Here is a 21,974-nt window from a genome sequence, read left to right as displayed (position 1 = left end):
GGGTGGAACCCACAGGGTTCCGCCCTCGTTTTATCATATTCTGATTTACAACACCACACGGAAGCAAACCCCTTCTCTGTCCACGCTATGGGCATCGATGGTGCCGTGATGGGCATCCACAATGGACTTGGCAATGGACAAACCCAAGCCGTACCCTTCGGCACTGGTGCGGGATTTGTCACAGCGGTAGAACCGCTGGAAAATATATGGCAATTCCTCTTGGTCAATGGGGGCGCCGTTGTTATACACCTCTAGCACCTTGTGCTTCCCCTGTTTTTTCAGGGAGATTTTCACGGTGTCTCCCGTGTATTTAAAGGCATTGTCTAGCAAGATAATGGCCACTTGGGCAATTTGGTCTTGGTTGCCTGTGGCCATGATTTCTTCATCAATGTCCATGTCATAGGTGATATTACGCTCAAAAGCCACCCCTTCAAATGGTAGCGCCACTTGGAAAATGGTGTCGGATAAGGGGAATATCGTTTTCACCCCTTGCATGGGGTTTCCTTCCATTTTCGCTAGCGTCAACAATTGAGAAATGAGACGGTGCATCCGCCCAATTTCCGATTGGATATAGTCCATGTGCTTGCTTTGCCCCACCTGCTGTTCTAACACCTTGGCATTGATGGATATGATAGACAGGGGGGTTTTCAGCTCGTGACCAGCGTCAGAGATAAACTGCTTTTGCTGGGTGAAGGCTTTTTCTGTGGGTCGTGTGACCCAACGAGAAAGGAACACACAAATGGGATACAGCACCACCAAACACAGCAAACATATCAGCAGTGACGTGGTGTACAAGCGGCTCACCATCATAGACTCCACGCTGTTGCTAACGTCCATCACCGCCACATATTCTCCATCTAATTGCCCGTTCCGCACATAGAGATAGTCCCCCTGATGATAGGTAGCATCCGTGGTGGTGGAGATCGCTTGTTGGATGGTATTTATCAAATCGGCAGAAGGCTCACCGTCGCCGTTGATGACAATCCAGTTTTCCAAGGTGCCATCGCCAGAGAGTTGCGCCACATAGAGGGCGCTGTTGTTCGCCCCTTCCCCCAGCAGTTCGGCAATGGGGGATGCGGCGCTCACTTCTTCGCTGACAGCAGGCAGTTCCCCCCAGGGCATCACCGACAACTGGCGCAGTAAGGATAAATTTTGCTGATACCCCATGATGTGGAATAGCACATTGAGTAGCAACATCATCACCACCACAAACAGCACCAAAATTGTCATGGTGGTGAAAATAAATTGACGGCGCAATCGTTTAATCATACCTCTCCCCCTGTCAAGCTATAACCCACAGAACGAGTGGCCTTGATTTGCACTTGGGCATGGAGGTGCTTTAATTTTTTCCGCAAAAACGACAGGTACACCTCTACATTATTATACTCTGACTGGTCGCCTTGCCCCCACACCTTTTCCCAGAGCCGTTCTTTGGGGATGATTTGGTTGGGATTTTCCATGAGGCACTCCATCAAATGGTATTCCTTGGCGGAGAGCTTAATGGCTTGTCCGTTGCAGTGCATTTCCATTTGCTGCGGTCGCAAGGTGATGTCTCCATAGGCCAGTTCTGCCACCAACACCCGTTCTTTGCGCCGTGTTAAAGCACGCACACGCGCCAAAAACTCTGACGTGTCAAAGGGCTTGGTCAAATAGTCGTCAGCACCTGTGTCTAGGCCACGGACCTTGTCCTCAATTTCATTTTTGGCGGTGAGCAATAGCACTGGGGTGGCAATTTGCGCTTTACGCAAACTATGGAGCACTTGGAATCCATCCATTTTCGGCAGCATAATATCCAGAACAATGCAGTCGTATATCCCAGAGAGTCCATTGTCTAGCCCGTTTACACCATCTAAAGAGATATCCGTGGCATAGCCTTCACTTTTGAGCACGGCCTGCAAACCCTCTGCCAGCCCTTGCTGATCTTCTACGATTAAAATACGCATGGAGACACCTCCGTTTTTTCTTATCCCAATTATACTTAACGAGACCCAAACGCTCACACTTACTGTAGGGGCGGGGTTCCATCCCCTCCCCTACGAATACCCTACAAGCCCCATTATCTACTATTGGGATTTTTTCTTTATCCTATCATCCTAAGGTTAAAAGAATATTGAACATTCATGAAAAAATCACAATTACCTTACAGATACGACCAATGAAGCCTACTGAAATACCGAACCTTAAACCAATATAAAAATATCACAAATTGAACGTAATTTCAATCTTTGTTTAAGACTACTTTGCTACACTCCCACTTGTGAAACTAGACACTCAAAATTCTCCAATAGCAGAAAGGAATACTCCTATGACACTTGGTAAATTCAAATCTAAATCCAAAGATGCCACCGCTGATGTGGCAGTCAAAGAGAAAAAACCGCGCAAAAAAATCAAACTGAAGAAAATCATCACCTATGTAGTGGTGGCGGCTGTGATAGCCGCTGGCGCTTACATGGGTCTGAGCCACATGACAGGCACCGACTTGGAAGGTGAAATCACCTACACCGACGAAGCCGTGGAACTGCGTACCATCACCCAGTCCATCTCCTCTAGCGGTACCTTGACTGCCGCCAACTCTTACACCGTGACCACCTTGGTGGAAGGCGAAATCATTTGGGATGGTGTGGACGAAGGCACCATCGTAGAAAAAGACGACCTGCTGTACGAAATCGACAGCTCTGACGTGTCTAACACCTTGGAAAAAGCTGAGATTTCCCTGACCCAATCTCAACGCAGCTATGACAGCATGGTAGATAGCCAATACATCTACAGTGATTACACTGGCGAACTCTATGAGTTGCTGGTGGACACGGGAGACGTGATTACCATGGGTCAAACCATTGGCTACACCCGTGACAACCGCACCATGGAATTGAAGGTAGCCTTCCCCTCTGACGATGCCGCTGGCTTCTATGTGGGGCAAAGTGCCACCGTCACCCTGTCTGGTACCTTTGAAACCTTGACAGGCACGGTGACCAACGTGTCTAACAGCACGGAAATCCTCTCTGGTACCCGCATTGTCCGCAACGTCACCGTGTCCATCACCAACAACGGTGGTTTGAGCGACACCCAAGAAGCCACCGTCACCATTGGCGGTGTAGGTTCTAGCTCCAGTGGCACCTTGGCTTACGCGTCCACTGGTACCATCACCTCCGATACTGCTGGCGAAGTGACATCTATGTCTGTGGACGAAGGGGACTTCATTTATAAAAATGCCCGCATCCTCACCGTGGGTGGCGACGACATGAGCGACAATCTCCAATCTGCTTCTGAATCCCTCCGCACCACTGAGCTGACTTACGAAAGCGCACAAGATGCTCTGGACAACTACTCCTTCACCGCCCCTATCGCTGGTACTATGATTGAAAAATACTATAAAACTGGGGATAACGTGGAAGCAGGTGACGCTTTGTGCATCATCTACGATTTGGCCTACTTAGAAATCGTCATGAGCATTGACGAATTGGATATCCAAAACATTTCTGTGGGTCAAAGCGTAGACATCATAGCAGACTCCATGGACACCTTAGAATTTACTGGCACTGTTACCAAGGTTTCCGTGGCAGGTACCACCATGGGTGGCACCACCACCTACCCTGTCACCGTGCAATTGAACGACTACGGCAGCTTACTCCCTGGCATGAACGTCAGCACCGAAATCGTGGTGGAAGAAGTGGTTGATGTAATCTCCATCTCCAACGTGGTCATCCAACGTGACAATCTGGTGCTGGTCACCGCTGATTCTCCCAGCGCTGTCAATGCCGTTGAAGGCGAAGAAGCCCCAGAAGGCTATGTCTATGTGGCAGTTGAAACAGGTCTCAGCGACGACGACTATGTGGAAATCACCGCAGGCCTCACCATGGAAGACACCGTGGCCTCCATCACCTTGCCCACCGTGGTCTCTGCCGATGCCGGCATGATGATGCCCGGTATGGAGTCTGGTATGAGTGACCCTGGTATGAGTAGTGGCATGAGTGACCCCGGCATGAGCTCTGGCATGAGTAGCGGAGGTATGGGCCGATGAGTAGTCTATTAGAATTTCGTGACGTCAGCAAAGTGTATTACATGGGCGACAGCGAAATCTGGGCTGCCAACCACATTTCTATGACCATAGACTCGGGTGAATTTGTTGCCATTGTGGGTCAATCTGGCTCTGGTAAATCCACCTGTATGAACATCATCGGCTGTCTAGATGTACCCTCAGAAGGCCAATTCTTGATCAACGGTGAAGACGTTGGCTTGATGGACTCCAACGAACAAGCGGAAATCCGCAACAAAACCGTTGGCTTTATTTTCCAACAATACAACTTGCTTGCCAAGTTAAACCTGATTGAAAACGTGGAGGTGCCCCTGATGTATGCAGGGGTACCCCGTGGGAAACGGCGGGAGCAAGCCATTGCTTCTTTGACCCGTGTGGGTCTGGGCGACAAGCTTCGCCACCGCCCCAACCAACTCTCTGGTGGTCAGCAACAGCGTGTGTCCATCGCCCGTGCCTTGGCTGGGAACCCAGCGCTTATCTTGGCTGACGAACCCACTGGCGCACTGGACTCCCGCACAGGGCGAGAGGTGCTGGCCCTGCTCAAAGAGCTTCATGAGCAAGGCAACACCGTCATTTTAATCACCCATGACAACTCCATCGCCGCCCAAGCACAACGGATTATCCGCTTGGAAGATGGTCGTGTGGTCTATGACGGCCCTGCCAGCTTGGCAGAAACCATGCACGCCTCCACTGTATTTGCGGAAGCTAAAAAGGAGTCCTGTAAATAAAAGTCAAGCCCTAAAATGAAAAAATCTCACAAAAATTGTGAGATGACAAAGCAGGCATAACAAAACAGGCCAGAGAAAGAAGGTGTAATCACTGACCTGAAAAACTATGAAATTAGCGTCACTTAGCCCTCGCTGGCGGTCTCCAGAGCCAGCATACACTCCTTGACCCGAGCGTAATAAATCCGCAGGAACTTGTTCTGTGCGGCCGTCATGTAGACGTAGTAGGGCTTGCCCTCGGCACGTTTCTTGTCTATGAACTGGTACACCGCCTCGTCCTCAGGCTTCTTCTTGACGTAGGTAGACACCACCTGAAACAGCGTTTTGCGCAGGTGGGGCGAGCCACGTTTGGTGGTCTTTCCGCCTTGAGAGGTCTGCTTGCCTGACTGGTTGACCGACGGATCCACCCCTGCAAACGCCACAATGGAGCTGCGGTGGGCGAAGCGACGCACATCCCCAATCTCCGCCATCAGCTGTACGCCAGTGGCCTCGCCTACGCCGTACATCGCCATGACGGTGTCGTACTCGGGCAACTCTTTAGCCATGCGGTTCATCTCGATTTTCATCTCAGAGAGGGTTTCTTTGGAGGCTATGAGTTGCTTGGCCGCCGTCACAACCAACAATTTTGCGTAGTCGTTTTTGGGCAGAGTGACAATCATTTTCTGGGTTTTTGCGTAAATTTCAGCCGCCTTTTTGGGTTGAAAATGGTACCCCTTTCGCTTGCACCATTTTTGATAGCGGTCTGTGAAGGACTTTTCGCTGACGGTTGCAATGCAGTGACAGTGCCAAAATGTAGCCAAAAAATCAATCCACTTGACATGACCATCCTTGCGCTCAGGACTAGAAAACAGCTCGTTGACGCCTGGAAAGGTCTTATCCGAGAGAGAAATTAGGTTGTTTTGCAATGAAACAATGGTTTTCATGTACAAATTGTACTGCCGTGTGCAGAGCTTTAATTGTTGTCGTATGGTTTCCATAGGTGTATGTTCTCGCAAATCCACCCAATTGTCAAGCCCGTATTTTGCGATTTTTAGGGCATCGGCTTTGTCGGTTTTAACCTTGCGGATGGAGCCACCACCGCTCTGCTTGATGAGTAGTGGGTTGAGAATGCTGACGTAGATACCGTGCTGGCTCAGTGTCTGGGCGACTGGTTCGTGGTAACGACCAGTGGCCTCCATGATGACACGGGTGTCCGCACCCAACGCAAGAATTTCCTGCGCCAGTACGTCGATGCTGTGGCTGTCGTGCTGGTAAGTACGAGGTGGGAGCGCCACCTCACCCATAGGCCGCAGGGCGGCTACCACGCTGAATTCTTTGGAAATATCGATTCCGACTGCGTTCATATTGTTTCCTCCATGTATTTTGATTAGGCATTCCGCTTTCTTCGCTGCTTGTTCAATCTCCTGAGTGACACGAACGCACCAGTCTTGGTGGCACAACCTGCGCAAATCGAATGCTGCGAACGAGAGAGGCGGCTGGCGGACTCCTTTGCGGGCGTGTAAGCCCTCGGAAAACAGAGCCAGACCTGTTCTCTCCCATTCTAACAGCTTAGGCAACAAAAAGACAAAAGACACGGCTGGCAGCCGTGCCTTAAACCTTAATTTATATTGTAGGAGGAATCCACTTGAAACTATGGGAATCTCTTGACTTAGCGATTAAAAACATCGCAGGCAGTAAAATGCGTACCCTGCTGACCATGCTGGGTATCATCATCGGCATCGGGGCGGTTATGCTCATTGTGGGTGTTGGTAATGGGTTATCCCAATACATGACCGACAGTTTTGCAGAGCTTGGCACCAACAACATCAGCGTCACCATCATGGGGCGTGGTAGCTCTCGTAGTATTTCTGACGATGAAATGTACGAATTTGTGGCGGAAAACAGCGATATGTTAGACCTGATTTCCCCCACTGTATCCATGACTGACAGCGTGAAAATCGGCAACGAAACCATGGACTCCACCGTGGCCACTGGTATCAGCGAAGACTACTTTGAAATCAGCGGCTATGAACTGAGCCAAGGCCGTGGCATCACCTACATGGACCTGGAAGAACGCAACCAAGTCTGCGTCATCGGTGAATACTTAAACCAAACCTATTACGACGGTGCCGCCGTGGGCCAAACCTTAAAAGTGGGTGCCAACCGCTACACCATTGTGGGCATCATGGAACAAGAAAGCGACGATGAAGATTTGGACGAAGGGTGCACCGACGACTGTGTGTTCACCCCTTACACCACCGCCGCACGGTTCACTTTTATGGGCACCATTGAAAACTACACCATCACCGTGGTGGACGAAAACACCATCTCTGAATGTATCACCCTGATTGAAGACCATCTCTACGATGTGTTCGGCAGTGAAGTGTACATGGTGATGAGCCTGTCCGAAATGCTGGATACCATGAACGAAATGGTGGACATCGTGGTCACCATCCTCTCTTGTATCGCCGCCATTTCTCTGGTGGTTGGTGGTATCGGCATCATGAACATCATGCTGGTGTCGGTGACCGAACGGACACGAGAAATCGGTATCCGTAAAGCTTTGGGTTCCAAAGAACGGTATATCATGCAACAATTTGTCATCGAGGCCGCCACAACCTCGGCGCTGGGTGGTTGCTTGGGCATTATACTGGGCTATGCCCTCTCCGCCATTGCAACCTCCGTATCGTCGGCCATGTTGGGCACAGCCATTCATGTCTCCCCCGGTATCGAAGCCGTGGCACTGGCTGTCAGCGTGTCCATCGGCATTGGCATCTTGTTCGGCTACCTGCCTGCCAAAAAGGCAGCACGGTTGAACCCCATCGACGCATTGCGTTACGATTAAAGAATTAGGAGAAAACAACTATGAAAAAACGACTTTTATCCCTGTTAATGGCTGTGGCCATTGGGTGCTCTCTTTTGATTGCACCTGCACAGGCCGCCACCTTCTCCAATGACAACGTGGCGCTGTCTATGCAAGCCCTTGGGGTGGTGGACGGCACCAACTGGACCTCCACCGTCACCCGTGCCCAGTTCGCCAAGATGATTATGTTGGTGTCTGACCAACGGGACAACATCACCGATTACGGCACTGGCTACTCCCTTTACTCCGACGTGAAAAGCGATTACTGGGCCTCTGCCTATATTAAACTGGCAGTGGAAGCTGGCTACCTGTCTGGTTACACCGATGGGAGCTTCCGCCCTGACACCGCCATCACTTGGGAACAAGGCACCATGGCGGTGCTGACCCTGCTGGGTTATAGCCCCAGCTCTCTCACTGGCGCTTACCCCTATGCCCAGTTCTCCCAAGCCACCCAAATCGGCTTGATGAATGAGCTGAGTCCTGTCTCTGGTGGGTCTATGACCACTGCCAATGTGGCGCAAATGCTGTATAACCTATTGGAAGTAAACCTGGGCAACGGCACTTACTATGGCGACACCATCGATTGCCCCACCATCAATGGCGAAGTGGACTACCCCTCCTTGATGTCTGAAAACCTGTCTGGCCCTTACGTGTGGACATCCACCTCTAGCTTGGGCTTCACCCCCACCAGTGTCTATAACAACGGCACCTTAACTTCCTCCGCTGTGATGGATATCAACGATGTGTACTATTACAATGCCAATGCCAAATCCGTCTGGATTTACACCAAGGCTGTCTCTGGCACCATCGATACCATCTCTCCCAACGCCCTGTCTCCCACCTCTGTCACCGTTTCTGGCATCACCTATAGCCTCTCTACCTCCACCGCCATTACCAAACTGTCCTATTTGAGCGGTACAGAAGAAGGAGACACCGTCACCTTGCTCTTAGGCTTAGACGGCGGCGTGGCAGACGTAGCAGAAGCACAAGACGGTATGTACTACGGCGTGGTACAGTCTTACACCCAATCTCTGTCCTCTGACGATACAGAAGTGAAAACCTATGTCAGCGTCACCTGCACCGATGGCTACACCTACACCTTCTCTGTCACGGGCACCAAGACTTACTCCACTGGCGCTGTGGTGTCTATCCAAACCTCCAGCTCTGGCACCACCATTTCCTCCATGTCTAGCAAGAGCATCAGCGGCAAGGTCAACTCCAGCGGTACTGCTCTGGGGGATTATGACTTTGCAAGTAACATCCAAATCATGGACACCGATGACGATGGCAATGCTGTGGAAATCGATACCGACCGCATTGCAGGGGTCACCTTAAACTCCGCCAATGTTCGTAGCTATGTGCTCAATAGCGCAGGCGACATTTCTCACCTGATTTTGAAAAACGCCACTGGCGATGCCTCTCCCTATGGGTACATGATTAGCGCCGACACCAACGTATCGTCCAGTGGCACAGGCCTCAACAGCGTCAGCGCCAGTTATCAATACGTGGAAGACGGCGTCACCAAAACCATCAACTTGAACGGCAGTATGTATGCCACCATCTCCAACGGCGGTATCTCCATCACCTATGATGACGGCGAGTTGGACGGCTTTAAGCAACTGACCAACGTCACCTTGTCTAGCGCCACTACCAGCTCTGCTTTGGTGGGTTCCACCCAATACGATGTGGCAGACGACGTGGACGTGTATATGAAGATTGACGACACCTACACCTTGGTGAGCCTTTCTTCTGTGGACGACACCGACGACTACAAGCTAGTTGGCTGGTACGACAACTTCGGCTATCCTGCCGGCGGTCAAATCCGTATCATCATCGCCACCGCAAAATAAAGCGAGGCAAAAAAAGCTGTGCAAATGTGGGAAACCACATTTGCACAGCTTTTTCGTTGGTTCTTATTTATCCATTGACCTGCTTCCACAGTGATTGCTTCACATCATCACTGGCAAAGGCGCAGGTGATGGCATTGTTGGTGACCTTACGCAAATCCTCTGGCGTAAAACCAAATCGGTCTTGCAAAAATGAAAATTCTTTACTCAGGGAGGTATCGCTCACGGTGCGGTTGTCGGTGTTCACGGTGGCACAGATGCCAGCTTGCAAAAATTCTGCCAATGGATATGGCTGGTCTGGTTCCACGGCCTTGGTTTGATAATTGCTAATGGGGCACATCTCAACCCCGATGCCCTGCGCCACGCAGTGGGCTTGCAACTCCAAATCTCCAGCCATGGCAATGCCGTGACCGATGCGCTTGGCGCCAAAGGCCATGGCATCTCGGATGCTTTGGGCGCTTTTGCACTCCCCAGCATGAATGGTAAAGGGCAGCTCCAGCGCGTTCGCCAAGGCGAACAATGGGGCAAACTCTGCCGTGGGGAAGGCGGCTTCATTACCTGCCAAATCCACCGCGCAAACCCCGTAGGCCTGATAGTCTTTGGCTATGCGGAAGGTTTTGGCATTTTCCTCGTGGCTAAAATGTCGCAGGGCGCAGACAATGGTGTTCACTGGGATAGCAAACTCTTCTTGCCCACGGCGCAGACCAGCCAAAGCGCACTCTAGCGCCTGTTCCTCTGTAAAATCTCTATTTGCAAACAGCACAGGGGCAAAGCGCACTTCTGCATAGATGATATGCTCGGCTTGCAGCGACTGGACAAATTGATAGGCCCCTGCTTCAACCGCTTGTGGGGTTTGCATACAGGCGATGGGCAAGTCAAAGCATTGCAAATACTCCCCCAAGTTTTGGCAGTTCTCTGGCACTTGCAGTTTTTGGGTCACCGCCTCTAGGGATTGGGGACTGGTTTGGTTCACCAGTTTATGAATGAGGGCGGGTGGGAAGGAGCCATCTAAATGGCAGTGTAAATCAAGCTTGGGCTGTTGCAGGAGTTCTTTGGTTGTCATCGGGTAAACGCCTCCTTCAAGTTCACTTGTTTCGCTAACGTTTTATATGCCCATTGTAGCACAGGCGCGAAAAAAGTGCAATCGTGCCTGTCTTTACCGCAAAAAACGCCCTTAGATTGCCATCTCTGACAATCTAAGGGCGCTATCTCTTATAAGGCCGCCAACACACGGCCTGTCATATCAGGGAAATTGCCAATGATACCAGCCACCCCTAGCTTTGCCAACCGTTTCACCGTTTCTGGTTCGTTGACGGTGAAGGTGTAAACACCAACCCCTGCCAACTCTTCCATCAACTGCTCATTCACATTGCCATGGATGGGATGATAGGTGTCCATCCCCAGTGCTTGCACATAGTCGCCAGCGTTTACAAGCCAGCTTTCTGTCAGCAAGCCACAGGGTAACAAAGGGGCAATGGCCTTCATCCGCTGGACACTGTAGTGGTTAAAGCTAGAGACAAGTATGCGCTCTTCCAGCTGATATTTCACAATCAAATCCCATACCAACTGCTCCAAGCCGTCATAAGCCAAGATATTGGTTTTCAGCTCGATGTTGGTGATAAGCGCGGTGTTGACCACCCACTTGAAATACTGCTCCAAGGTGGGCACAGGGCAAGGTGCATACTGGCCTTGAAAGCCAGCGTTTGCGTCTAGGGCAGACAGCTCTACCGCCGTCAAATCACAGACGCGACCTGTGCCGTTGGTGGTGCGATTCACCGTTTCATCGTGGATAATCACAGGGATGCCATCTTTGGACAGGTGCACATCTAGCTCGATGCCATCTGCCCCAGCGTCCAACGCTTTTTCAAAGGCCAGCATGGTGTTCTCAGGATAGCGGCCACTAAAGCCACGGTGGGCAAAGTTTAAGGTCATGGTTGCCGTCCTTCCTTAGCCTTGCACCAAATGGCAAGCCACAAAATGACCGTCGCGCACCTCCACCAATGGTGGGTTGGGATTTGCTTCACAGCTTGCCACGCATTGATCGCAACGCTTGGCAAAGCGGCACTGGTCAGGCAGGTTCACTGGGGAGGTGATTTCCCCACGGAGTAGCTTGCGCGGTGGCTTATCCTTGCCCACGATGGGCAGAGGAATGGCAGAGAGCAATGCTTGGGTATACGGGTGCATAGGGTTTGCAAAAATCTCTTTGGCAGGTGCTTTTTCCACCATCTGCCCCAGATACATCACGGCGATGTCATCGGCAAAATACTTCACCACAGACAAGTCATGGGTGATGAACACATAGGTCAGCCCCATATCTCGTTGAAGTTGCTTGAGGAGGTTCAAAATTTGGGCTTGGATGGACACATCCAACGCCGACACAGGCTCGTCGCAAATAATCAACTTGGGGTTCACAGCCAAGGCGCGAGCAATGCCAATGCGCTGACGGCGACCGCCATCTAATTCATGGGGATAGGTATTGACAAAGCGACGAGACAGCCCCACAATGTCCATCAACTCCAAGGTGCGTGCTTCGATTTCTGCGTTGGTTTTCAGCAGTTTGTGCTCCCGAATGGGCTCAGAAATCAAGCTCATCACATTTTGCCGTGGGTCAAGAGAGGAGAATGGATCTTGGAAGATAATCTGCATATCGGTGCGCAGATTCCGCATTTTACTGGGGCTAAAATGGGTGATATCTTGGCCTTGGAACAGGATTTTTCCGCCAGTGGAAGGCAATAACTTCAAAATCGTCCGTCCAATTGTGGACTTACCACAACCAGACTCTCCCACGATGCCAAGGGTTCTGCCCTCTTCAATTTGAAAGCTAACCCCGTCTACAGCGTGGAGCATTCCCTTAGGTGTTTGAAAATATTTGGTGAGGTTTTGAATCTCCAGCATAGGCTTTTTGTCCATCATCTGTTCCTCCTAAGGGTAAAATTGGGGTCTTGCTGATATCCGTGACAGGCCACAGCGTGGGTGCCACCCCTATTGGTCAAAGAAGGCACAGATTCATGGCACACATCCACTGCATAAGGACAGCGTGGGGCAAAGGCACAGCCACTGGGCAAGTCCATGGGGTCAGGCATCATCCCTTGAATGGGCACCAAGTCCTCCCCTTGCTCTTTCAAGTTGGGCAGCGAGTCAAACAGCCCTTCTGTGTAAGGGTGGAGAGTGTGGTTGAACACTTCCTCCGTGGAACCAATCTCCACAATGCGCCCTGCATACATCACCGCCACATCGTCGCACACCTCAGCCACAACGCCTAAATCATGGGTGATGAGCAACATGGACATCTGGGATTTGACAATCAAATCTTGCATCAAATCCAGCACCTGTGCCTGAATGGTCACATCCAAAGCGGTGGTGGGTTCGTCGGCAATCAGCAGTTTGGGGCTACAGGCCAACGCAATGGCAATGACCACACGCTGGCGCATACCGCCAGAAAATTGATGGGGGTAGTCAAAGGCACGACTGGGGGCGATCCCCACCAATTTCAACATTTCTTGCGCCTGTTCCATAGCCTGCACCTTGTTGACATTTTGGTGCAAGCGAATACTTTCAGCGATTTGTTCCCCAATGGTCAGCACAGGGTTTAGCGCCGTCATCGGGTCTTGGAAAATCATGGCCACGTCGTTGCCACGCATGGTTTGCAGCTCAGCGTCTGTCATTTCTAACACGTTGTGACCATCCACAAAAATCTTGCCGCTTTTGATTTTCCCGGGTGGGTTGGGAATCAGGTTTAAAATCGACATAGCGGTGGTGGTTTTGCCAGCGCCAGTCTCCCCCACCAATCCGAGTGTTTTCTCTCGGCCTAAGGTAAAGCTCAAACCGTTGACAGCTTGGACACAGCCATCTTCTGTTTCAAAATGCACAACCAAGTCTTGAATTTCCAACAAGGGGGTGCTTTGTTGTTCTAACATAAACCGTCTCCTTACTTTTTTAATTTGGGGTCTAAGGCATCACGCAGACCGTCGCCCAGCAAGTTCAGCGCCAGCACGGTGAACATAATGGCAAGGCCAGGGAAAATACACATCCATGGCTCACTGCGGATAAAATTCCGCCCGTCAGCCAGCATAGTGCCCCATTCAGGTTTAGGCGTATCGATGCCCACACCCAAAAAGCTCAAAGAAGAGGCTGCAATGATGTTAGAGCCAATGGCAAGGGTCACTTGCACAATGATGGGGCTCATGCAGTTGGGAATCACGTGCTTGGCAATAATCTTCCAAGTGGGCAAACCCAGCGCATAGGCAGACTCGATAAACTCTTGCCCACGGATGCTCATCACCGCCGCACGGGTAATTTTGGCAAAGGCGGTGGCCGAACTAATCGACAGCGCCACCAGCAAACTAGAAACCCCAGTGCCCATCATCGACACGATGACCACAGCCAGCATGATATTGGGAATGGAATAGAGAATGTCATTGGCGCGCATCACCACTTGGTCAACGGCACCGCCGTAAAATCCAGCCATAGACCCTGTGACCACGCCCATGCACAGCCCTAGGGTCACCGAACCCATGCCAATGAGCAGAGAATACCGCGCGCCATAGACAATACGGGCCAAAATATCACGGCCTAAGTTATCGGTACCAAAGGGATGCTCCCAGCTAGGAGACTGGGACATGGCCGTACCCATGGAGATGATATCAGTTTCGTAATCATAAATCACGCCAGCCATCAATGCCACCAAAAAGAGTGCGATTAAAAACACCATACCCACTACAGCGCCGTGATTTTTCAGCAATCGACGCCATGTTTCTTGTGCCATGGAGCGACCTTTGTAGGTTTGTTCCCCTGTTACTTGTTTTGTCATGGTTATCATCCTTTCTTGGCGTATTGGGCTTTGATACGAGGGTCAAAGAAGGCATAAATCAAGTCCACACCCAAGTTGATAGTCGACATCAGCACGCAACACAAAATGATAGAGCCAGTGACCATAGGAATGTCACGCTTGGAGATAGATTCAAACACCAAGCGACCAATCCCCGGCCAAGAGAACACGGTTTCTGCCAGCGCAGAACCAGTCATCACCAAGCTAAACTGCATCCCCACAGCAGTGATGATGGGGATCATGGCATTGCGCAGACCATGGACATAGACCACACGGTTGCGAGAGGCACCTTTGGCCTTAGCAGTGGTCATGTAATCTTGGCGAATCACGTCCAGCATGGCAGAACGGGTGGTGCGGGTGATGAGGGCCGCTAAGCCCAAACCCACAGTAAGGGCAGGCAAAATTAAATAAGAAAATCCGCCCGTGCCCCCAGAAGGAAGCCATTTCAGCTTGACCGCAAACAGCAGCATCAGCATCAGACCCAGCCAAAAGTTTGGCATGGAGACACCGAACAAGGCGAAAATCATGCCGCCAGTATCTTTCCATGTGTTTTGCCGCAAAGCGGTATAAATCCCCAATGGGACTGAAATGACCACAGCGATGAGCAACGCAAAGCCCCCCAGCGCCAGTGTCATGGGTAGTCGATTCATAAAGGTGACAAACACGTCGTTGCCAGTGACATAGGATGTGCCCATATCGCCAGTGACAAGACCGCCCATATAACGAGCATATTGCACCAGCAAGGGGTCGTTGAGACCCATTTCTTCTCGAAGTGCCTCTTGTTGAGCCACCGTTGCATTTTCTGGCAAAATGGTGTACACTGGGTCACCTCCAGCCAGATTCATTGCCCAGAAAATAAGAAATGATGTGATTAAGAGTGCTGGTATAGTAAAAATAATACGCTTGACAATATAACGGAGCATACGCTTACTCTCCTGTTCTGCGGTAATCGGATACACCGCTTGTAAAGTGAGGGACGGGCGACCACAGGTCGCCCCTACGAGGCTTTGTGTAGGGGCGACCTGTGGTCGCCCGTTGGGCAAGTGGTGCCGGAAACAAACCAAGACGACCCTATGGGCTAACAGTGGTACACGCTTTATAGTATGCGCCATTGCGATTGCTCATAGGGTCGCCTCGTTTAGAGATTGCTATTTTCAGAAAACTTCCTTAGTTTTCCACATAAGCGGTGGACCAGTTGTGGTTGCCGCCGCCGAAGAGGTAGGTGCCTTGGAGGCCGTTATTGTAGGCGATGACCAAATCAGCCACGTACAAGGGCACTTGAGGGCAAGCTTCTACCAGATATTCTTGGAGCTCGATGCTCAGTTGTTCACGGGTGTCTTTGTCCTTTTCAGTGAGAACAGCGGTGGCCATTGCGTCCACGTATTCGTCGGAGAAGTGGTGATAGTTGGATGCAGAGTCAGTGCGGAACAAATCAGTGTAGATTTCGTCCAGACGGTCAATGACGTTCCAACGCCACAAGAACATTTGATGTGCGCCAGCTTGGGCATCCGCCTTGAATGTCGCTTCGTCCAAGGAGACGATGTTGACAGTGATGCCGATTTGACGCAGGTATTCTTGAATCATGGGTGCGATTTCCTTGTAGGGGCTCCCGTTGGAAGCATACAGTTCCACAGTCAGTTCCCCTTCAGCGTAGCCAGCTTCTGCCAGCAGTTCTTTGGCGCGTTCCACGTCGTAGTCAAAGCCTTCCATGTCATCATAGAAGCTCCACACGCCACGGTTGACGATGGTGGTTTGGGTTTGACCGTAGCCAGAGAGAATCACTTGGACAATTTGGTCACGGTTGATGGCGCAAGCCACAGCTTGGCGCAGGGTTTCATTGTCGAAGGGTTCTGCTTCGGTGTTGAAACCAAAGTAGAACAAACGGGTGCCGCTACGGGTTTCCACGGTGACGTTTGCGTCGTCTTCCAAGAAGCTCAGTTCGTTGATGGGGGGATCGATGCACACGTCGATTTCGCCGCTTTGTAATGCCGCCACACGGGCAGAGGATTCCAAATAGGGCTTAAAGATGATTTGTTGTGCCACACCGGGTTCATCGCCCCAGAAGTTTTCATTCAGTTGGAAAGACACATATTGGCCTTCTTTCCATTCCTCAAACACATAGCGGCCAGAGCCGATGAGCCAAGGACTTTCCATGCCGCTTTCATACGCAGCCTTGGATTGGATGGAGGTGGGGTAGCCTGCCATAACAGACAGAATTTCGTTAGAATAGCTGGTGGTTTGGAAGGACACGGTATATGCGTCCACCACGCTGACAGCTTCCACCAGACCCAAAGAGCCAGACACGCTGGATTGGCTGGGGTCGATGGCCATTTCGTAAGTGAAGACCACGTCTTCTGCGGTCAGAGGTGTGCCGTCGCTAAAGGTTGCATTTTCCACCAAGTGGAACACCAATTCATTGTCGCTGACCCATTCCCAGCTTTGGGCAATGTTGGCCACGTGCTCATTGGTGTCGTTGGTGAGGAACACCAAGGTTTGGTGGGTCAGAGCCAGACAGTTGTTGTTGATTTGGTCATTTTGAGCCAGAGGATTCAGGTTGTTGATGTCAGAGGCAATACCAATGGTCAAAGTGTCTTGGATGCCAGAGACGGTGCTTTCGGTGGTGGCGGTGGATTCACTGGCGCTACAAGCTACCAAAGATGCCATCATCGCCACGGATAACAGGGCTGCTAGCAATTTTTTCATGAGAATACTTCCTTTTCGTTTTTTAAATATTGGATTTTTTTGGATTTTGCTCCAAAAAAGCGAAAATAGAAAGTCGAAACAAGCCTGTTCGCACAGACAGTTCCAACTTTCTCATTTACTCAAGTCGTCCAATATTCATCATCGCTGGGCATTTCACCTGCGAATATCGTTATTTTGCCACAGGAATGTCTATTTGTCAACAGCAGATTGGTTGTTTTTTATTAAACTTGTGTAAAACTTGTGATTTGCTTATACATACACTTTGTGGGCAAACGCAATATCTTCATCATGCACTAGAGAACGCAAAATGGAATCCGCACTCTGATCGCGATGCACCTTCACCACCAAATTCACCCCAATAGCGCTGGTGGTCAGCTTGGGCTGGGTGGAGGTGAGGGAGACAATGGCGATGCCATTGTCTTTGAAATATTCGGTGATATTGGTCAGCTTCCATGGGTCTTTGAGCTCTACATATAAGTCCACAAAGTGGCATTTGTCCCGATATTTCTTGTCTAAAACCTTGAGTACCTTCAAGGTGGTCAGGGATAAAATCCAACAGGCAATGGCGCCTTCATAAAACCCAATGCCCAACGCCAAACCAATGACGCTACAAATCCACAAAGCCGCCGCCGTGGTCAAGCCAATGACCTTATGCTTGCCAGAGACCATAATGGTGCCAGCTCCCAAAAAGCCAATGCCACTGACCACCTGCGCCCCCAAACGCGCCACATCAGCGGTGGACATAAACGTGACTTGGATGTAATTGCCTGTGAGCATCACCAGTGTGGCTCCAATACACACCAAGGAATTGGTGCGCAAACCAGCGCTACGGGTGGTGCCTTCTCGCTCCAACCCAATCAAACCCCCAAAAATCAGTGCTAACACCAACCGAAGCATGGTAGAGCCAGTATTAAACGCCCGCAAATAGTCCATCAAAAGAGAAAAATCCATCAAATACCCTCCCTATCATATGTATATTGGGCAGGGTTTATACAATGGCGCCAGCGGCTACCAAATCTACCCCTGTGCCTGCCAAATCCGCCACCAGAACCTGCCCTATTTGAATGGGTGCTTCCACGGTGACATCTTTCAAGGCGGCAACGCAGGCGAAGATGGCGTCTTTGGGCACGGTTTGATTGGTTTTCACCGCCACCGTTTTCCGCTTTGCCCCCGAGACATGGACGGTGGTGGTCAAGGTGCGTGCTGGGCAAGCAATTTCCTCTTGCGCATAGCGCTTACCCCGACCGCACAGATTGCCAGCTACGGCAACTGCTTGCCCCTCTGCTACGCTCACTTCTAACATACAGCCCATGGGGCAACCAATACAGGTCAATGGAACGGTGTTCATGCCGTGCCCTCCTTTTCTTGTTCAATGGTGATGGTGACGGCGGTGGCACCTTGCAAGTCTGCCTTTTTCAGCACCACTTCTTCCATTTCACCCGGGGTCATAATCTTTTTTTTACGCCGAGAAAGCAGTCGCTCCCCAGCATACACGGCAATGGCGGCCTTTTGATACACCTGTCCCACACGGAAGCGGACGGTGACGTCCTCTGTCATGGTTTGGGGGCAAATGGTGGCTGGCACTGTATAGCGCACGCCCCCTTTTGCCACCAGTGGCACGGTGGTCTCCCCTGCCACAGCCCCTTGTAAATAGGCCACGGCGTGCTGGCCAGCTTGGGCGGCCTCTTGGGACACAAAGTCCACCAAATCGTGGACATGGAGCACATTGCCACAGGCGAAAATCCCCGCCACATTGGTGGCCAATTGGTCTGTGACAATGGGGCCGTTGTGGACAGGGCTCAAGGCAATCCCAGCCCCCAGTGACAGCTCATTTTCAGGCACCAAGCCTACAGATAACAGCAGGGTATCGCATTGGTAATACATCTCTGTGCCAGCAATGGGGCGCATTTTGTCGTCCACCTTGGCCAAGGTCACTCCAGTGAGGCGGTCTTTGCCGTGAATATCCACCACGGTGGTGGACAATTCCAATGGAATTCCAAAATCATCTAAACACTGGACAATGTTCCGCTTCAAGCCCCCAGAAAAGGGCATCAACTCTGCCACAACGTGGACTTTGGCCCCTTCCAAGGTCATGCGCCGTGCCATGATTAAGCCGATGTCACCAGAGCCTAAGATCACCACATTGCGACCGGGCAAATACCCTTCCATATTCACCAAACGTTGGGCAGTGCCAGCGGCATAGACCCCAGCTGGGCGGTGACCAGGGATGTTCAGCGCGCCACGGCTACGCTCCCGACAACCCATGGCCAGCACAATGGCACCTGCTTGAATTTCAAATAGCCCTTCTTGGCTGTTGACCACGGTCACCACACGCTTGTCGGTGATGGACAGCACCATGGAATCGGTCATCACAGAAATATCTAAGGCCACTGCCTTGTCGATAAACCGCTGGGCATATTCAGGGCCAGTAAGCTCTTCTTTGAAGGTGTGGAGCCCAAAGCCATTGTGGATACATTGGTTCAAAATCCCACCCAGTACACGCTCACGCTCAATGACCAGCAGGTTCTCACACCCTGCCTCACGGGCGGCAATGGCGGCGGCTAACCCAGCAGGGCCACCCCCTACAATCACCAAATCAATGTGTTTCATGGTTCTCTCCTTCAAATGCGTCTTTGTTATAGCCCACGATATATCGAGAATTGCCACCATTTTTGGTAACAGCTTCCATGGGAATCCCCAGCTCTTGGGCAATCAATTCCATCACCCGTGGAGCGCAAAAGCCCCCTTGGCAACGGCCTGAGCCAGCGCGGACACGGCGCTTGACACCGTCTACATTTCGCGCACCCAAAGGCGCGGCAATGGCGGCACGGATTTCCCCTTCGGAAATCAACTCACAGCGGCACACAATTTGCCCATAGGCAGGCTGGGCAGCAATCAACGCTTGACGCTGTTCCATGGTCATGGTGGCAGGCTCAACTGGGGCTTTACGGGTGGGGATATAGTCTTGCTTTTCTACTAAATCATATGCCTGTGCCACCAGCTTTGCCACATAGTCACCAATGGCAGGCGCGGCAGACAAACCGGGGGATTCAATGCCAGCGCAGTCGAAAAAGCCCTTGGCATCGGCCAATTCCCCAATGGAAAATTCATGAGTATCCTCATGGGCACGCAGACCTGCAAAAGAGGTAATCACTTGGCGCAAGGGTAGGTTTTTCACGCTCACGCCCCCTTTTGTCACCAAATGCGCCAAGCCAACGCCAGAGGTATTGGTGCCTTCTTTGTCGGCAATGTCCTCCGCCGTAGGTCCCACCAGCAAATTGCCGTGAACAGTCGGCGTCACCAAAACCCCTTTGCCCAGCTTACTGGGCAATTGGAACACCGTGTGGCTCACATGGTTGCCAACCGACTTATCAAGCAGCAAATATTCCCCACGACGGGGGGTGATATGCAGAGGCGTTTTGCTGACCATGTAGTGCAAGTCGTCAGCATAGACACCAGCGGCATTGACCACCGTTTGGGTTTCCAAATCTCCTTGGTTGGTGTGGACAATCCACCCCTCTTGGGTTTGGGTGAAGCCCATCACTTTGGTGTTGAAGCGAAAGTCCACCCCATTGAGGTGGGCGTGCTCGGCAAAGGCAAGGTTCATGCCAAAGGGGCAGACAATGGCGCCAGTGGGGGCTGATAATGCCGCCACCACAGCGTCTGACAAATTCGGTTCCAAAGCCAAGGCTTGCTCTCGGGTTAAAATCTCCAACCCTTTCACCCCATTGGTAATACCCCGTTGGCGCAAAGCCATTAGATTTGGCAAATCCGCCTCATCCATACAGGCCACCAAAGAGCCATTGCGGTGATAGTGAAAGTCTAAGTCCTTGGAGAGCTGTTCCATCTGCTCACTGCCTTGTACGTTCAGCTTCGCCATCAAAGACCCTTCCTTGGCATCAAAGCCAGCGTGGACAATGGCGCTGTTGGCCTTGGAAGTGCTACAGCACACATCTTCCATGGCTTCCACCACACAAATACGCCCTTGATAACGGGCAAGGCTACGGGCAATGGCACTGCCAGAAACACCTGCGCCAATGATAATTGATTGATACATATAAATCTCCATTCTGTGCTTAGCGCACAAATTGCTTTGTAAAATCTCCAGACAGAATGGAGATTTTGGCATCTCGCCTGTCCGCAGGCGAAGCCCCAAGTCAAATGGTAAAGCGTGATTGTTCACGCTTTACATTCCTTATAAATCCCACAAATCTTCGTTGCTGGTGGACGCCGCCACCGCATTGGCCTTCATGGCCTCCATCACGTCTTCTTTATCTGCAATCAAGCCCCCCACAATGATGGGGGTATGAATGGTTTGAGAAATGCGCTTGATGACCTTTGGCATGATGCCGGGGAGAATTTCAACTAAGTCAGGCTTGGCCTGCTGGGTGGATTTTTCCACGTTTTGCAAGGCCATAGAGTCAAAGACAAAAAACCGCAAAATACTCAGCATTCCCAGTTCTTTGCCCCGACGAATCAGCTGGGGCTTGGTGGTTAAAATGCCATCGGCCTTCACACTGTGGATAAAGTCCACCGCCACTTCCTTGTTGCCAAGGCCCGTGATTAAATCCACGTGTACCACAGCGATTTTCCCAGCGCCATGGATTTTTTCCACAATGCCACCGATAGAAATCAAGTCTCCGTAGAGCACGAAAATCACCCCACCTTCATGGGTAAGGGCGCGAGTCAGCCCGTGGTCATCTTTCACGGCGGCAATGACAGGACAGTCTTCAATTCTGCGATACAAGCGATGTTTCATGGAAAAACCTCCTAATCCAATAAAAAAATAAAAAAGCAAGACAACATGACACCCTCTATGGGGTGCATCTCATCTCGCTCTCAAATCTCACGATTGTTTATCTGATTATCGACAGTATATCTGCCAAGCCCTTCTTTGTCAAGGGGAAACAGGGGATTATAATTTGTAAATTTTCCGTTATATTTTGATTTTTAGCCAATATATACCATTTTTACACAAAAAAAAGCACCACCA

19 protein-coding genes are annotated in these 21,974 nt (G+C 51.0%); 4 read left to right on the top strand and 15 right to left on the bottom strand.

Annotated elements, in window-relative coordinates; translation table 11 throughout:
• Window positions 1-45: 45 nt before the first annotated feature.
• Complete coding sequence (locus tag RFF05_RS15080; protein WP_409967852.1) at window positions 46-1,269, bottom strand: sensor histidine kinase; 1,224 nt, start codon at window positions 1,267-1,269, stop codon at window positions 46-48.
• A complete protein-coding gene (locus tag RFF05_RS15075; protein WP_409967851.1) occupies window positions 1,266-1,943 on the bottom strand; it encodes a response regulator transcription factor in 678 nt (225 codons plus the stop codon). Before RFF05_RS15075 ends, RFF05_RS15080 begins: the two co-directional genes overlap by 4 nt.
• Before the next feature lie 362 nt (window positions 1,944-2,305).
• On the opposite strand from RFF05_RS15075, the gene RFF05_RS15070 reads away from it, so the two are divergent.
• Both RFF05_RS15070 and RFF05_RS15065 read left to right on the top strand, forming a co-directional pair.
• Entirely contained in the window at window positions 2,306-4,021 is a 1,716-nt protein-coding gene (locus RFF05_RS15070; protein ID WP_409967850.1) for an efflux RND transporter periplasmic adaptor subunit, read from the top strand.
• Window positions 4,018-4,764 (top strand): ABC transporter ATP-binding protein, encoded by a 747-nt coding sequence (locus tag RFF05_RS15065; protein WP_409967849.1) that lies wholly within the window; start codon window positions 4,018-4,020, stop codon window positions 4,762-4,764. Before RFF05_RS15070 ends, RFF05_RS15065 begins: the two co-directional genes overlap by 4 nt.
• A 122-nt stretch (window positions 4,765-4,886) precedes the next feature.
• Here RFF05_RS15065 and RFF05_RS15060 read toward each other — a convergent pair whose 3' ends face one another.
• On the bottom strand, window positions 4,887-6,104 hold the full coding sequence (locus RFF05_RS15060; RefSeq protein ID WP_409967781.1) for an IS110 family transposase: 1,218 nt from the start codon (window positions 6,102-6,104) through the stop codon (window positions 4,887-4,889).
• A 281-nt stretch (window positions 6,105-6,385) separates the two neighbouring features.
• Between RFF05_RS15060 and RFF05_RS15055 the strand changes: the two genes are divergently transcribed.
• Together RFF05_RS15055 and RFF05_RS15050 are read left to right on the top strand one after the other, a co-directional pair.
• Window positions 6,386-7,585, top strand: coding sequence for an ABC transporter permease (locus RFF05_RS15055; protein ID WP_409967848.1), 1,200 nt, complete (start codon window positions 6,386-6,388; stop codon window positions 7,583-7,585).
• A gap of 20 nt (window positions 7,586-7,605) precedes the next feature.
• Complete coding sequence (locus tag RFF05_RS15050) at window positions 7,606-9,453, top strand: S-layer homology domain-containing protein (protein WP_409967847.1); 1,848 nt, start codon at window positions 7,606-7,608, stop codon at window positions 9,451-9,453.
• Window positions 9,454-9,520: 67 nt separating this feature from the next.
• On the opposite strand, the gene add is transcribed toward RFF05_RS15050, so the two are convergent.
• The 12 genes from add to RFF05_RS14990 form a co-directional block, all read right to left on the bottom strand.
• Complete coding sequence (add, locus tag RFF05_RS15045) at window positions 9,521-10,513, bottom strand: adenosine deaminase (RefSeq protein ID WP_409967846.1); 993 nt, start codon at window positions 10,511-10,513, stop codon at window positions 9,521-9,523.
• 149 nt (window positions 10,514-10,662) lie between these two features.
• Window positions 10,663-11,382, bottom strand: a complete 720-nt coding sequence (locus tag RFF05_RS15040) for a glycerophosphodiester phosphodiesterase (RefSeq protein ID WP_409967845.1) — start codon at window positions 11,380-11,382, stop codon at window positions 10,663-10,665.
• Window positions 11,383-11,397: 15 nt separating this feature from the next.
• Window positions 11,398-12,363, bottom strand: coding sequence for an ABC transporter ATP-binding protein (locus RFF05_RS15035; RefSeq protein ID WP_409967844.1), 966 nt, complete (start codon window positions 12,361-12,363; stop codon window positions 11,398-11,400).
• A complete protein-coding gene (locus RFF05_RS15030; RefSeq protein ID WP_409967843.1) occupies window positions 12,360-13,367 on the bottom strand; it encodes an ABC transporter ATP-binding protein in 1,008 nt (335 codons plus the stop codon). Before RFF05_RS15030 ends, RFF05_RS15035 begins: the two co-directional genes overlap by 4 nt.
• A gap of 11 nt (window positions 13,368-13,378) precedes the next feature.
• Complete coding sequence (locus tag RFF05_RS15025; protein WP_409967842.1) at window positions 13,379-14,260, bottom strand: ABC transporter permease; 882 nt, start codon at window positions 14,258-14,260, stop codon at window positions 13,379-13,381.
• A 5-nt stretch (window positions 14,261-14,265) separates the two neighbouring features.
• Complete coding sequence (locus tag RFF05_RS15020) at window positions 14,266-15,201, bottom strand: ABC transporter permease (protein ID WP_409967841.1); 936 nt, start codon at window positions 15,199-15,201, stop codon at window positions 14,266-14,268.
• Between the two features lie 244 nt (window positions 15,202-15,445).
• Window positions 15,446-16,981 (bottom strand): ABC transporter substrate-binding protein, encoded by a 1,536-nt coding sequence (locus RFF05_RS15015; protein ID WP_409967840.1) that lies wholly within the window; start codon window positions 16,979-16,981, stop codon window positions 15,446-15,448.
• 249 nt (window positions 16,982-17,230) lie between these two features.
• Window positions 17,231-17,932, bottom strand: coding sequence for an MgtC/SapB family protein (locus RFF05_RS15010; RefSeq protein ID WP_409967839.1), 702 nt, complete (start codon window positions 17,930-17,932; stop codon window positions 17,231-17,233).
• Between the two features lie 37 nt (window positions 17,933-17,969).
• Window positions 17,970-18,329, bottom strand: a complete 360-nt coding sequence (locus RFF05_RS15005) for a DUF1667 domain-containing protein (protein WP_409967838.1) — start codon at window positions 18,327-18,329, stop codon at window positions 17,970-17,972.
• Window positions 18,326-19,591, bottom strand: coding sequence for an NAD(P)/FAD-dependent oxidoreductase (locus RFF05_RS15000; RefSeq protein ID WP_409967837.1), 1,266 nt, complete (start codon window positions 19,589-19,591; stop codon window positions 18,326-18,328). Before RFF05_RS15000 ends, RFF05_RS15005 begins: the two co-directional genes overlap by 4 nt.
• Entirely contained in the window at window positions 19,578-21,038 is a 1,461-nt protein-coding gene (locus RFF05_RS14995; RefSeq protein ID WP_409967836.1) for an NAD(P)/FAD-dependent oxidoreductase, read from the bottom strand. The genes RFF05_RS15000 and RFF05_RS14995 overlap by 14 nt, the downstream gene beginning before the upstream one ends.
• 138 nt (window positions 21,039-21,176) lie before the next feature.
• On the bottom strand, window positions 21,177-21,740 hold the full coding sequence (locus RFF05_RS14990) for a glycerol-3-phosphate responsive antiterminator (protein WP_409967835.1): 564 nt from the start codon (window positions 21,738-21,740) through the stop codon (window positions 21,177-21,179).
• Window positions 21,741-21,974: the final 234 nt, after the last annotated feature.

The organism is Bengtsoniella intestinalis (assembly GCF_039719005.1).
In the GTDB taxonomy this organism is placed as follows: domain Bacteria; phylum Bacillota; class Clostridia; order Oscillospirales; family Oscillospiraceae; genus Oscillibacter; species Oscillibacter intestinalis.
Note: the sequence above shows the minus strand (reverse complement) of the source record. Positions and strands in the feature narration are given on the sequence as shown.

Excerpts from the sequence above, each read along its gene's own strand:
- RFF05_RS15000 (WP_409967837.1), bottom strand. The coding sequence starts at position 19,591 with ATGAAACACATTGATTTGGTGATTGTAGGGGGTGGCCCTGCTGGGTTA.
- add (WP_409967846.1), bottom strand. The coding sequence starts at position 10,513 with ATGACAACCAAAGAACTCCTGCAACAGCCCAAGCTTGATTTACACTGC.
- RFF05_RS15075 (WP_409967851.1), bottom strand. The coding sequence starts at position 1,943 with ATGCGTATTTTAATCGTAGAAGATCAGCAAGGGCTGGCAGAGGGTTTG.
- RFF05_RS15060 (WP_409967781.1), bottom strand. The coding sequence starts at position 6,104 with ATGAACGCAGTCGGAATCGATATTTCCAAAGAATTCAGCGTGGTAGCC.
- RFF05_RS15020 (WP_409967841.1), bottom strand. The coding sequence starts at position 15,201 with ATGCTCCGTTATATTGTCAAGCGTATTATTTTTACTATACCAGCACTC.
- RFF05_RS14990 (WP_409967835.1), bottom strand. The coding sequence starts at position 21,740 with ATGAAACATCGCTTGTATCGCAGAATTGAAGACTGTCCTGTCATTGCC.
- RFF05_RS15070 (WP_409967850.1), top strand. The coding sequence starts at position 2,306 with ATGACACTTGGTAAATTCAAATCTAAATCCAAAGATGCCACCGCTGAT.
- RFF05_RS15040 (WP_409967845.1), bottom strand. The coding sequence starts at position 11,382 with ATGACCTTAAACTTTGCCCACCGTGGCTTTAGTGGCCGCTATCCTGAG.
- RFF05_RS15065 (WP_409967849.1), top strand. The coding sequence starts at position 4,018 with ATGAGTAGTCTATTAGAATTTCGTGACGTCAGCAAAGTGTATTACATG.
- RFF05_RS14995 (WP_409967836.1), bottom strand. The coding sequence starts at position 21,038 with ATGTATCAATCAATTATCATTGGCGCAGGTGTTTCTGGCAGTGCCATT.
- RFF05_RS15050 (WP_409967847.1), top strand. The coding sequence starts at position 7,606 with ATGAAAAAACGACTTTTATCCCTGTTAATGGCTGTGGCCATTGGGTGC.
- RFF05_RS15015 (WP_409967840.1), bottom strand. The coding sequence starts at position 16,981 with ATGAAAAAATTGCTAGCAGCCCTGTTATCCGTGGCGATGATGGCATCT.
- RFF05_RS15025 (WP_409967842.1), bottom strand. The coding sequence starts at position 14,260 with ATGACAAAACAAGTAACAGGGGAACAAACCTACAAAGGTCGCTCCATG.
- RFF05_RS15080 (WP_409967852.1), bottom strand. The coding sequence starts at position 1,269 with ATGATTAAACGATTGCGCCGTCAATTTATTTTCACCACCATGACAATT.
- RFF05_RS15010 (WP_409967839.1), bottom strand. The coding sequence starts at position 17,932 with ATGGATTTTTCTCTTTTGATGGACTATTTGCGGGCGTTTAATACTGGC.
- RFF05_RS15030 (WP_409967843.1), bottom strand. The coding sequence starts at position 13,367 with ATGTTAGAACAACAAAGCACCCCCTTGTTGGAAATTCAAGACTTGGTT.
- RFF05_RS15005 (WP_409967838.1), bottom strand. The coding sequence starts at position 18,329 with ATGAACACCGTTCCATTGACCTGTATTGGTTGCCCCATGGGCTGTATG.
- RFF05_RS15035 (WP_409967844.1), bottom strand. The coding sequence starts at position 12,363 with ATGATGGACAAAAAGCCTATGCTGGAGATTCAAAACCTCACCAAATAT.